This is a genomic window from Phaeovulum sp., assembly GCF_041596715.1.
Lineage (GTDB): Bacteria > Pseudomonadota > Alphaproteobacteria > Rhodobacterales > Rhodobacteraceae > UBA6213.
The window spans coordinates 1-12,737 of record NZ_JBFHIA010000073.1 but is presented as its reverse complement, the minus strand read 5'-3'; the positions used below and the strand labels follow the sequence as shown (position 1 = coordinate 12,737).

The 12,737-nt window shown below is 63.3% G+C and carries 11 protein-coding genes; 10 read left to right on the top strand and 1 reads right to left on the bottom strand.

From position 1 onward, the window contains the following. A partial coding sequence (locus tag ABY403_RS06995) for a proton-conducting transporter membrane subunit (protein ID WP_372840042.1) occupies positions 1-1,407 on the bottom strand: 1,407 nt, incomplete at its 3' end. Positions 1,408-1,763: 356 nt separating this feature from the next. Here ABY403_RS06995 and ABY403_RS06990 point away from each other — a divergent pair. From ABY403_RS06990 to ABY403_RS06945, 10 genes are all read left to right on the top strand, one after another. After that, positions 1,764-2,516 (top strand): NYN domain-containing protein, encoded by a 753-nt coding sequence (locus tag ABY403_RS06990; protein ID WP_372840041.1) that lies wholly within the window; start codon positions 1,764-1,766, stop codon positions 2,514-2,516. Positions 2,517-2,627: 111 nt separating this feature from the next. Next, positions 2,628-3,317, top strand: coding sequence for an NYN domain-containing protein (locus ABY403_RS06985; protein WP_372840040.1), 690 nt, complete (start codon positions 2,628-2,630; stop codon positions 3,315-3,317). A 159-nt stretch (positions 3,318-3,476) separates the two neighbouring features. Beyond that, positions 3,477-5,765 (top strand): M10 family metallopeptidase C-terminal domain-containing protein, encoded by a 2,289-nt coding sequence (locus ABY403_RS06980; RefSeq protein WP_372840039.1) that lies wholly within the window; start codon positions 3,477-3,479, stop codon positions 5,763-5,765. A gap of 119 nt (positions 5,766-5,884) precedes the next feature. Then, a complete protein-coding gene (locus ABY403_RS06975; RefSeq protein WP_372840038.1) occupies positions 5,885-6,181 on the top strand; it encodes a GNAT family N-acetyltransferase in 297 nt (98 codons plus the stop codon). Positions 6,182-6,244: 63 nt separating this feature from the next. Further along, complete coding sequence (locus ABY403_RS06970) at positions 6,245-6,766, top strand: flavin reductase family protein (RefSeq protein WP_372840037.1); 522 nt, start codon at positions 6,245-6,247, stop codon at positions 6,764-6,766. A 104-nt stretch (positions 6,767-6,870) separates the two neighbouring features. Continuing rightward, positions 6,871-7,722, top strand: a complete 852-nt coding sequence (locus tag ABY403_RS06965) for a flagellar motor protein MotB (RefSeq protein ID WP_372840036.1) — start codon at positions 6,871-6,873, stop codon at positions 7,720-7,722. A gap of 92 nt (positions 7,723-7,814) precedes the next feature. Beyond that, a complete protein-coding gene (locus ABY403_RS06960; protein ID WP_372840035.1) occupies positions 7,815-9,122 on the top strand; it encodes a flagellar hook protein FlgE in 1,308 nt (435 codons plus the stop codon). Positions 9,123-9,157: 35 nt separating this feature from the next. Beyond that, complete coding sequence (flgK, locus tag ABY403_RS06955) at positions 9,158-10,612, top strand: flagellar hook-associated protein FlgK (protein ID WP_372840034.1); 1,455 nt, start codon at positions 9,158-9,160, stop codon at positions 10,610-10,612. 1 nt (position 10,613) lies between these two features. Next, a complete protein-coding gene (locus ABY403_RS06950; protein WP_372840033.1) occupies positions 10,614-11,627 on the top strand; it encodes a flagellin in 1,014 nt (337 codons plus the stop codon). Then, a complete protein-coding gene (locus ABY403_RS06945) occupies positions 11,624-12,721 on the top strand; it encodes a flagellar basal body P-ring protein FlgI (RefSeq protein ID WP_372840032.1) in 1,098 nt (365 codons plus the stop codon). The genes ABY403_RS06950 and ABY403_RS06945 overlap by 4 nt, the downstream gene beginning before the upstream one ends. Positions 12,722-12,737 lie beyond the last annotated feature (16 nt).

The following is a 12,737-nucleotide window of genomic DNA, read 5'->3' as shown; positions in this document are numbered from 1 at the left end:
ATACAGGCCCACGGCCAGCACGAAAGCCACCAGCACCGCAGGCGCAAACAGAAGGCCGGGGCCGGGGTCATGCGGCACGGTCGGGTAATCGGCGCGCTTTGCCCCGAAGAAGGTCAGCTTTATCAGCCGGAACGAGTAGGCAGCCGAAATCAGCGCCCCAAGGGTGACAAGCGCACTCATCAGCCAGCCGTTGCCAAGGTAGGCGGTATGCGCCACCTCCTCCAGCATCATTTCCTTGCTCAGGAACCCGCTCAGCAGCGGCACGCCCGCCATCGACAGCGCCGCCAGCGAGGCCAGAACGAAGGTCAGCGGCATCAGCCGCCGCAACCCGCCCAGCCGGTCAAGGTCGCGGGTGCCGCTTTCATGCTCGATAATCCCGGTGCCCAGAAACAGCGCGGCCTTGAAGCTGGCGTGGTTGAGCACGTGAAACACCGCCGCCAGCGCCGCGGCCTTGGTGCCAAACCCAAGCAGCATGACTATCAGGCCAAGGTGCGAAACCGTGGAATAGGCAAGGATCGCCTTGAGGTCGGTGCGCACAAGCGCCACCGTCGCCCCCCAAAGCATGGTCACCAGCCCGATCGTGCTGACCGCGTAAAACCATTCCGGCGTGCCCGAAAGCACCGGCCAAAGCCGCGCCAGCAAAAACACCCCCGCCTTCACCATAGTGGCCGAATGAAGATAGGCCGAAACCGGTGTCGGTGCCGCCATCGCGCGCGGCAACCAGAAGTGAAACGGGAACTGCGCCGATTTCGTGAAAGCGCCAAGCAAGATCAGCGTAAGCGCCAGCGGATAAGCGGGCGCTGCGCGAATGGCATCTGCTGCCTGCACGATCGCCGAAATTTCGTAACTGCCTGCGATGCCGCCCAGAATCAGCATCCCCGCGATCATCGCAAGGCCCCCGGCCGCAGTCACCGCCAGCGCCATCAGCGCCCCGGCGCGTGCCTCGGGCTTGTGGCCCCAATAGCCGATCAGCAGGAAAGAGCTGAGCGAGGTTAGTTCCCAGAAAATCAGCAAAAGCAGTATGTTGTCAGAAAGCACGATGCCCAGCATTGCGCCTTGGAACAGCATCAGAAAGCTGAAGAACCGCCCCGCAGGATCGGTGCGTGCAAGGTAGAACCGCGCATAAAGCAGCACCAGCAGGCCAATCCCAAGGATCAGCAGCGCAAACAGCGCGGCAAGCCCGTCAAGCCGGAAGCTGACTGCAAGACCCAGCGAAGGCAGCCAGTCGTATTGCGCCACCACCGCTCCGCCAGACAGCACTTGCGGCATATGCGCCAGCACCCCCACCAGCGCCGCAAGCGTAGCCAGCCCCGCCCCCAACGCGGCAGGCCCTCGCCCCGAATGGATCAAAACGCCCGGTAGAAGCGCACCCAGAAACGGCAGCAAGACAATCAGCGCAAGGTTCATGCGGGGTGACTTCCGGGCTTTATATGCGCCCGAGCGGGCGGTTTTGGGTTATGACTTGTTCCTACCTGTGGCCTTGGGCGCGAGGTGTCAAGGCGACCACGCGCCGCAAAATCACCCGCATGATGCAGAAAGAGCCCGAAGTGATAATTTTTTTCTGATCCGGGCTTTAACGGGCAAAGCTGCGGCCTGCGGATCGCGCCATTCGCGCCACCCTTCGGCCGATACGGGTTTTGCTTGCGCAGAACCGCTTGGCCGAAGGGGTGGCGGTGCCGCGCCGGTGGCGCTTTTGCCCTTTGGGCTTTCGCAAACTGCGTCTTTCAGGCACAACCGACAGGTAATCTCCGAAAGGAAAGACCATGACGCAAACCCGTGCGCCGCGCCTTTGTGTGCTGATCGATGCCGATAACGTGCCCGCCTCTTACGCCGAGGCGATTTTCGAGGAAATCGCGAGTCTGGGCGAGGCTTCGGTGCGGCGCATCTATGGCGATTGGTCTGCGCTACGGTTGGGTGCGTGGGCAAAAAAGGTGGCGGCGCTGGGGCTGGTGGCCGATCAGCAGTTTTCCAACACCAAGGGCAAGAACGCCTCGGACATCGGCTTGGTGATCGCGGCGATGGATTTTTTGCACTCGGATCTGTTCGACGGCTTCGTGCTGGTCTCGTCCGATAGCGATTTTACGCGGCTGGCGGCACGGGTGCGCGAGCAGGGGCTTGATGTCTACGGCATCGGAGAGAAAAAGACCCCCGAGGCGTTCCGCATGGCCTGCAAGCGCTTCATCTATGTCGAAAACCTTGCCGCAGGCGAAGAGCCCGCCGCACGGGCCGCACCCAAGATGGGCAGCGCCGAACCGCAGCCCGCGCCCGAACCGCGCGGCGCCAAAGAGCCACCGGCCAAGGCCATTCCGCTGATTATTCAGGCAATGCGGGCGATCGACCCAGAAGGCGAATGGTATTCGCTAGGGCAGATCGGCCAATACATAACCCAAGGTGCCCCCGACTTTGACACCCGCACCTATGGCAGCGCCAAGCTGAGCGATCTTGTGCGCAAGATCAGCCGGTTCGAGGTGAAATCGGGGCCGGGTGGCCAGCTTTTGGCGCGCGACGTGGCCTGAGCCACGGGGCGGGCGGCACTGCATCGAAGTAATCTGCCCTAAGCAAGCGGGACTTCCGCAATTCTGCCAAAATGCCAGTGCAGCCATGGCGAAACGGTGTTGGGTGTTTCGATGGCAGACGATTTGGCAATTCAGCGGTTGAACTGGGCGCTTTTGATTGACGGCGAGAATATCGGGTCTGGATTTGCGGGCGAGATTCTAGCGCTTGCGGCCAAGCACGGTGCTTTGCCCATCCGCCGTGTTTATGGCGATGTGGAACAGCTGGCGGGCTGGACCGAGGTGCAGGGTCTTCGGCTTGTGCACGCAGGCACAGGCAAGAACGCAACCGACCTTTTACTCTGCATCGAGGCGATGGAGATTTTCCATTCCGGGCAGGTAGAAGGCATCGTGCTTGCCGCGTCGGATCGAGATTATACCCATCTTGCACTACACCTGCGCGAGCGCGGGTTTCGCCTGATTGTGTTGGGTGAGGAAAAGACGCCCGAAAAATTACGCCACGCCGCCGGTGATTTTGCTGTGCTTGGGCGGGCGGTTGCCCAGAAGCCCGCGCCAGCGCGGGCTGTTGCCGCGCAGCCCAAACCCAGGGCTCTCGACCCCAGTTTGCGTAAGGTCATCGAAGAGCTGAAGGACAAAGAGGGCTGGGCTCCGATCGGGTTGCTGGGGTCACTGATGTGGCAGCGCCATCAGGTCAGGCGCGCCGATACCGGGGCCGCAAGCTGGGGCAAGTATCTGGCCGGGCGCAGCGATATATGCCAGTTGGACGCCGCCGCGCGGCCACCGCGCGTGCGGCTGCGCGACTAAGCACGCCGCAGTGCAACTTTCACAACCGCCGCCGGCAAAGGTGATGCTTCGCTTTTGATGTAAGCGCCACGCGGCCGCCGCAATTGCACAAGGCGGCATTAACACCTGCCCCGAAAACTTGCCTCTGCACGGGGGTGCATGGGCTGAAGGGGGTGTGTCATGGCGGAGTTGCGCCATGTGGCGACGTTGATGGGCACGAACGCCAGTTTCGTGGCCAACCTGACCGATCTCGACGCGGTCTGGGTCAACGGTCAGCCACGGCTTTACGCGGCAACTCGGGTGGGCGGCGGCATTTCGGTGTTCGATCTTTCGGGCGCTTCCGGGCCAGCGGGGCTGTTGCAGCATCGGGGCTACGTCGCCAGCCTGACACAACTCGATGCGCCCGATATGCTAGCGCTTGCCAACGGCGCGCAAAGCTATCTGGTGCCGCTGGGGCTGCGCAACGGTGGCAGTTCTGGTTACACGTTAGGCAGCACCGGCATGCTGGGCAGCACCCAGAATCTGGGCGGCACGAACGGGCTGGCCAGCGATCTGACCGTTGCCGCCAGCGCCAGCCTTGGCGGGCACGTCTATATCTTTGGCGCGCGGGCGGGGCGAAGTGAGCCGCTGGTTTATGAAATCGACGCTAGTGGCAAGATCACGCAGCTTTCGACCACCGCGCCGCCCTTGGGGGCAGCGATCGACATGCTGACGGTTGCCGAGGTGGGCGGGCGCAGTGTGCTGCTTGCGGTCTCGTCCGAGGCAAATGCGATTACCAGCTACCTGATCGGCAACGACGGCAAGCTCGCGCGCGTCGCCACCATTTCCGCGCTTGATGGCATAGGTTTTTCGCAACCCACGGTGCTGACCACCGTTGCGGCCTATGGCGAAACCTTCGTCATCATGGGCGCGCCCGAAAGCGGCTCGCTGACCGTGTTCCGCTTGCAGGCCGACGGCGCGCTGGTGGCGGTAGACCATATCACCGACACGCTGTTCAGCCGCTTTGACGGTGTGACAGCGGTCGAAGTGGTGACGGTGGGCGCGCGGGTTTTCGTGCTGGCGGGCGGCGCTGATGATGGGTTGAGCCTGTTTACGATGCTGCCAGACGGGCGGCTTTTGCATCTTTCGAGCCTTGCCGACACAAGCGCCACCACGCTTTCCGACATCACCGCGCTGGCCGCGATTCTGGTGGCGGGGCGGGTTCAGGTATTCGCGGCGGGCGAAGATAAAGCCGGGATCAGCCAGTTCGATCTGGATCTGGGCACGCTTGGCGTCACGCAGATTGGCGGTGCTGTATCCATGGCGGGAAGTGCGGGTGACGATCTGCTGGTGGCAGGGCCAGAGACCACGGCGATAAACGGCGGTAGCGGCGACGATATTCTGGTGACCGGGGCAGGCGATATCGAGCTTTGGGGGCGCGGCGGGCGTGACCGCTTCGTGATTTCGGACGGCACGCGCAACGTGACGATCAAGGATTACCAGTCTGGCAGCGATATCATCGACCTGTCCGGTTTACCGTTTCTGCGCACGATGGCGCAGGTCACGATCACGCCGATCACCGGCGGCGCGGTGCTGCGATATGGCGAAACGGTGTTGACCGTGCTGACCGCGAATGGCGCAACGTTGCTGCCCTCGCAGTTCACAGGCGCGGGCAGTATCGAGATTACCCGCTATCCACCCGGCCACGTCTATTCCGACAACCCCGAGATTTCGGGCACTTCGGCGGCAGACACCCTTTTGGGCGGTGATGCCGATGACGCGATCTTCGGGTTTGGCGGCGCTGACCGGATCGAGGCGGGCGCAGGCCACGACACCATTGACGGGGGCGATGGCAACGATTGGCTGCTGGGCGGTGCCGGGAATGATTGGATCATCGGCGGCGCGGGTGCCGACATGCTGGATGGTGGCACCGGGGCAGATACGCTGCTGGGGGGGGCGGGCAATGATCTGCTGCTCGGCGGCGCGGGCAACGACCAGATGCGCGGCGGCGACGGTGCCGACATGCTGCTGGGTGGTGCGGGGGCCGACATGCTGGCGGGCGAAGACGGAAATGACTGGCTGGACGGTTGCGCCGACGACGATCTGATGTTGGGCGGCGCGGGTGCCGATGTGCTGATGGGGGGGGCAGGCAACGACAGCTTGGACGGTGGCACCGGGTTTGACCTGCTGACGGGCGGCGCGGGTGCCGATACCTTCATCTTTGCCCTGGGCGAAAGTGGTGCATCAGGGGTTGCGCGCGACCTCATCACCGATTTCACGCCCGGCGAAGACCTGATCGATTTGCGCGCGCTTGGGCTGCGGGGTTTCATCGGCGATGCGGCGTTCGATGGCGCGTCGGGCCAGGTTCGTTACGCTATCACCGGCGGCTCCGGGGTGATTTCGATCGACATCAATGGCGATACCCGCGCCGATATGGTGATCGAATTGCAGGGCGGGCCCACGCTGATCGCATCTGATTTCCTGCTTTGAACCTGTGGCGAATATGCACAATTGATTTGTTGCGGGCTTTGGATGATCTTCAAGGTGTGACCGCCCCGAGCGCCGAGACCTTATAAACAGCGCCGCCGCGGCCCTCCTGGGGAGGAGCCATGACTCAAGTTGAAATCCTGCGAGAGCAGTCGGCCACGCGTGGCCGCTATACGATCCGTCTCAATGAACAGATGACCGATGCCGAGCTGACTTGGGCAACGCTTGCCGATGGGGTGATCGCAGCCGATCATACCTCGGTGCCCGACGCCTATCGCGGCCGCGGCTTTGGCATGTTGCTGGTAGAGTATCTGGTGGCCGATGCCCGCGCGCGCGGGCTGCATGTGGTGCCGCTTTGCCCCTTTGTGCGTTCGCAATACCAGCGCCACCCGCAATGGGCCGACGTGTTCAGCGAGTGACCGGGGCCCCTTGCCTGTGGCGACCGGGGCGTTAGTGTGGCTGTCCTAAAATACGGAAAGCCCATGCAGAACTCAGACGCCATGCCCGCAGGCAGTGCCCCCGACCCCGCCAATCAGCGCGCCTACCGCGATGCGCTTGGCCGCTATGCAACCGGGGTGGTGGTTGTGACCGCGCGCGAAGCCGACGGGGGCGGGCCGCTGGGCATTACCGTCAACAGCTTCGCTTCGGTCTCGCTGGACCCGCCGCTGGTGCTGTGGTCGGCGGCGCGGTCGTCGGTTCGCCACGCGCATTTCACCAAGGCCACCGCCTTTGCCGTGCACGTTCTGGGTGCCGATCAGGCCAATCTTGCCGCCCGTTTCAGCCGCAATGGCACCGATTTTTCGGGCCTTGCCTTCACGCTCAACGAGTTTGGCGTGCCGCTGCTGCCCGATGCCCTCGCGCGGTTCGAATGTGCGACCGAAACCCTCCACGAAGGCGGCGACCACACCATCATCCTTGGCCGCGTCAGCCGCTATTCCGTAGGCCACGACGGGCCGCCCCTCGTCTTTACCCACGGTCGCTACGCACAGATTTCGGTTTCCTGACAGGGGCTTGGGTTCTGCCTGATTTTCGAGCTCATTTTATCATTTAAACCGACATTAACACCGCCCTGCTATGCCGGACGACGGGTGAATTGACGGGTGACGGGATGGAAGCGCGCAACAACGCGACGCCAGCCATCATCAAGCGCAAGAAGATCATCGCAGGTGGCGGGCACCACGGCGGGGCATGGAAAGTGGCCTATGCCGACTTTGTAACCGCGATGATGGCCTTCTTCATGCTGATGTGGCTGCTGAACGCAACGACTGAGAAGCAACGCAAGGGAATCGCGGATTATTTCAGCCCGACGATCCCGGTCAACCGTGTCTCGGGCGGGGGCGACGGTGCCTTTGGCGGCGAGTCGGTGTTTTCCGAAGAACAGATCGCGCAAAGCGGAACCGGCGCTACTGCGCAGCGACCCAGCAGCGAACGGCAGGCGCTGGGTGCGGCGGCAGGCGGCCCCGATACCGGTGCTGCCGAAGCCACTGCGCTTTCCGATTTGCAGCGCGAGTTGGAAAAGGCGCTGGCCGCCAGCGGTGCGGAATCGATGCTTGCGCCCGATGTGGCGCGCCATGTCGTGACCCGATTGACCGATGACGGGCTGATTGTCGAACTTTTCGACCTTGAGGGCGAACCACTGTTCTCAAAAGACGGCACCACGCCGCTGCCGGTCACACTGGCAATTGCGGGAATGCTGGCGCGCGTGTTTGGGCTGGTAAGCAATGAGGTGGCGATCAGCGGCTATGTGCGCACCTACCCTGACGTTCTGCGCGTGAACCCCGAATGGGAGCTTTCGAGCGAACGCGCACAAACGTTCCGCAAACTGCTGGAGCAAGAAGGCTTCGCGCCTGCAAGGGTGCAGCGCGTGACCGGCTTTGCAGACCGTAAACCCGCAGTCAGCAACCCGGTGGCAGTGCGCAACAACCGGCTGGAGGTTACGCTTCTGCGCCCCGGCAAGTGAAACCCGGGCCCGATATCCGTTAGGACCATCTTAAGAGGAGCCTGCGCATTCTGCTGCCATCGAGGGATGCAGCAGCAGAAAGGCGCTCAGGTATGTCCATCTCGTCATCGCTCAATGCGGGTGTGGCAGGTCTTGCGGCCAACGCCACCCGCCTTGCGACCATTTCCGACAACATCGCCAACTCTGGCACCTATGGCTACAAACGCGCCGCAGCAGAGTTTGAAAGCATGGTCATAAGCCAGTCTGGCGGCGCAGGCGTCTATTCGGCGGGCGGCGTCCGTGCCGAAACCATGCGCCTGATCGAGGAACGCGGCGCGTTGGTTTCTACCTCCAATGCGCTTGATCTTGCGGTTTCACGCCGTGGGATGTTGCCCGTAATGCCCTCGGTTTCCATCGGCAACACCACGGGTGACCAGCCGCTGATGATGACCACCACCGGTTCTTTCCGCACCGACGCCAGCGGGGTGCTGCGCACGCAATCGGGGTTGGTGCTGCTCGGCTGGCCCGCCAATGCCGATGGCACCATTCCGGTGATGCCCCGCGATACCAGTGCCGGGCTGGAGCCGGTGGTCATCAACGCCAACCAGACCGCAGGTGACCCGACCACCAAGATGAACCTTGGCGTCAACCTGCCCGCGGTCGATACCGAATCAACCGCAGATGGCGCGGCGCAGCCTTTGTCGGTTGAATATTACGGCAACCTCGGCACGTCGGAAACGCTCGACATCACCTTTACACCAACTATTCCGGCCTCTGGCTCTTCGAACGAATGGACGATGGTCATTCGCGATTCGGCGCAGGCGGGTGCGGTGATTGGTGAATACACACTGGTCTTCGATGATACGCGCGGCAACGGCGGCACATTGGCCTCGGTCACGCAGATCTCGGGCGGCGCTTATGACGGGGCCGATGGCACGCTTTCCCTGACCGTCGCAGGCGGCCCGCTGGAAATGACGATCGGCAAGCTTGGTGATCCGAACGGGCTAACGCAGCTTTCAGACAGTTTCGCACCGACCTCGATCACCAAGGATGGCTCGCCCGTGGGCAACCTCACGGCGGTCGAGGTGGATGAGGGTGGCTATATCCGCGCCACCTATGACACTGGCTTCATTCGGACAATCTATCAGATTCCGCTGGTAGATGTGCCCAATATCAACGGCTTGACCACGCTGAGCGATCAGACATTTCAGGTCTCGACGGCGTCTGGTTCGTTCTTTCTGTGGGATGCGGGCGATGGCCCGACCGGCTCGGTGGTCGGCTATGCGCGCGAAGGGTCCACGACAGACGTGGCGGCGGAACTGACCAACCTGATCCAGACCCAACGCGCCTATTCCTCGAACGCCAAGGTCATTCAGACGGTTGACGAGATGTTGCAGGAAACGACCAACATCAAGCGCTGATCCCCCTTGGCGGCCTTTAGAACGGAGGCTGAGAGATGAGCATTTCAGCTGCGCTATCCAACGCGCTTTCGGGGCTTTCCGCGGTGTCTCGGGCAGCCGATGTGGTGGCGTCGAACACCGCAAACGCGATGACCGAAGGCTATGCGCGCCGCGAGCTATCGCTTTCGGCGCGCAACCTCGGCGGCTCTGGCGCCGGGGTCTGGAGCGATGGCGTCGCGCGGGTGTTCAATCAGGTCGTTCTGAACGATCGACGGCTGGCCGATGCTGACGCCGCCAACGCAGGCGCGCGCTACGATTTTCTGACCTCGTTCGAGACGCTGCTGGGCAATCCCGGCGAGGCGGGCTCGCTTTCCTCCAACGTGGTGGGGTTTGAAACGGCGCTGATCGAGGCGGCCAGTCGCCCCGACAGCGAGGCGCGGCTGGCGGCGGTTCTGGCCTCGGCAGAGCGGCTGGTGGGTCAGCTCAACGCGCTTTCCGGCGCACTTCAACAGACCCGCACCAGCGCCGATCATTCGATCGCGACGCAAGTGCAAAGGCTGAACACATCGCTTGCCCAGATCGATCGGTTGAACGCCGAAATCCTCGCACAGCGCGCCGCTGGCCACGATGCGAACGCGCTGATGGATCAGCGCCAAACGCAGGTTGACATCGTCGCATCCATCGTGCCGGTGCGCGAAGTGGCGCGAGAGGGCGACCAGATTTCGCTTTTCACGACCGGCGGCGCAATTCTGCTTGAAGGCAATGCGGCGGTCGTCGGGTTTGCCCCGGCGGGGCTGGTAACCGCTGATATGACGCTCGCATCCGGCGCGCTTTCGGGGCTTTCGATCAACGGCATGGCGGTGCCGCCGGGCGATGGCGGGCTGTTCGGCGGCGGCAGCCTCGGTGCCGCTTTCGCGGTGCGAGATGAGCTTGCGCCCGGCATGCAGATGCAGATCGACGCATTCGCGCGCGACCTGATCTCGCGCTTTCAAGACCCCGCGGTGGACCCGACACTTGCACCCGGAGAGATGGGCATATTCACCGACCGCGGCGCGCCGCTCGACGCGGCGAACGAGCTTGGCTTGGCAGGTCGCATTGCGCTGAACACGCGCATTGACCCTAAACAGGGCGGCGCGCTTTGGCGGTTGCGCGACGGGATCGGTGCCGTAACCCCCGGCGCGGTTGGCAATTCGGGCCTGCTGACGGCACTGGGCGACGCGCTGACCCGGGCGCAACCGCCTCAGTCGGGCAACTTCATCGGTGCTGCGCGTTCGTCTTCGGGATTGGCTGCCGACATCCTCTCGCAAGTGTCCTCGGCGCGGCAGACAGCCGAAGAAAACCGGGTCTATTCAGGCGCGCGCCAAGATGCCTTGCGCGAAATGCAACTGGCCGACGGCGTCGATACCGACCACGAGATGCAGATGCTTTTGCAGATCGAGCAGGCCTATGCCGCCAACGCGCGGGTGATCAGCGCGATGGACGAACTGATCCAACAGCTTCTGGCGATGTGACATGAGTTTGTATTCCGTAGGCGATATGTCGCAAATCTATCAACTGCGCCGCCACAGCGCAGAGCTTAAATCCCACGCGACCCGGCTGGCCGACGAGATGACCAGCGGCGCCAAAGCCGATACCGGCGCTGCGGTGCGCGGCGATTTTACCGCGCTGGCCGGGGTGGAACGCGCGCTTGCCTCGCTTGAATCCTTCGCCGTTGTCACCGCCGAGGCGGGGCAGTCTGCGGCCACCCAGCAGGCGGCGCTTGGCACCATTGCAACGCTTCTGGGCGAGGCGGGGCCGATGTTGCTTTCGGCTTCGATCAGTACGAACCCGGCGGTTGTCACATCCGCAACGGGTGACGCCGCGCAGAAGTTCGCGGGCATCATCGCGGCGCTGAACACCAATACGGCGGGCCGCTACAGCTTTGCCGGCATCGCATGCGATACGCGCCCGGTTGCCTCTGCCCAAGACATTCTGGCAGCACTCGGTGCCGCGACTGCCGGTGAAACGACCGTTTCGGGCTATGTGGCGGCGCTTGAAGCGTGGTTTGACGCGCCTGCCGGTGGCGGCGGCTACCTTGATGCGGCCTATGGCGGCGGCGCGCCATTGGCGCCCTTCGCCATCGCCAGCGGCGAGCAGGTGGAAATCGGCACAACCGCCGCCGACCCCGAGGTGCGCGAATTGCTCAAGGGCATGGCGCTCGCTGCGATGGTCTCGCAAGGGGCGATGGCGGGGGATGTAACCGCGCGCGCGGCGCTAACCCGCATTGCGGGCGAAATGACGATGAGCGCGGCAGGCGATACCACCGCGCTTGCCGCCCGCGTCGGCACTATCGAGGCGCAAATAGACGATTGCGCAACCCGCAACAGCGCCGAGGCCGCCGCGCTGGGGCTAGCGCGCACGGGCATGACAGCCGCCGACCCCTATGAAACCGCCACCGCGCTCAAGGCCGTGGAGGCGCAGATCGAAACGCTTTACACGCTGACCGCGCGGCTTTCGGCGCTCAAACTGACGGATTACCTCAGATGAAACGCCTGTTCGTGCTGATCCTTTGCCTTCTGCCCACGCTCGCCGCCGCCGCGCCGATCAGGATCAAGGATCTGGTCGAGTTTGACGGGGTGCGCGGCAACGATCTGGTTGGATACGGCCTCGTGGTCGGGCTGAATGGCACTGGCGACGGTCTGCGCAATGCGCCCTTCACCGAAGAAATCATGACCAATATTCTCGAACGGCTTGGCGTCAACGTTTCGGGTGAACAGTTTCGGCCAAAAAACGTGGCCGCGGTGCTGGTAACCGCGACACTGCCGCCCTTTGGGCGCACGGGCAGCCAGATTGACGTGACCGTTTCGGCAATCGGCGATGCCAAAAGCCTGCTGGGCGGCACGCTGATCATGACCCCGCTAAACGCCGCCGATGGTGATATCTACGCGGTGGCGCAGGGCACGATCATCGCAGGCGGTGCCTCGGCCACGGGCGATGGTGCCTCGGTGGTGCAAGGCGTGCCGACCGCGGGGGTTATCCCTTCGGGCGCGCGGATAGAACGCGAGATAGAGTTTGCGCTGGCCTCTCTATCCGATGTGCGGCTGGCTCTTCGTAGCCCAGATTTTACCACCGCCGCCCGGATCGAACAGGCAATCAACGCCGATTTCGGCCGCCCGGTCGCGCAGATGCTCGATTCCGGCACCGTGAATGTTGATATCGCCGCAGCGCGCATGGCCTCTACCGCGCATGTGCTGGGCCGCATCGAGTCGCTTACTGTCGAGCCAGAGCAGCGCGCGCGCGTGGTTGTCGATCAACGATCTGGCACGATCGTGATGGGCGAAGATGTGCGCATCAGCCGCGTCGCGGTCAGTCAGGGCAACCTGACCTTGCGCATCCACGAAGCGCCGCTGGTGGCCCAGCCCAGCCCCTTTGCGCGCGGCGAAACCGTGGTGGTGCCGCGCACCGAAGCAACCATCACCGAAGAGCAGGGTATTGCGATGGCAGAGCTTACTTCGGGCACCACGCTTTCCGAGGTGGTCGCAGGGCTGAATGCGCTGGGCGTCAGCCCGCGCGACATGATCGACATTCTGAAGTCGATCAATTCCGCAGGCGCGCTTCATGCCGAGTTTCTGGTGCAATAGAGACGCTTTTGCAGGT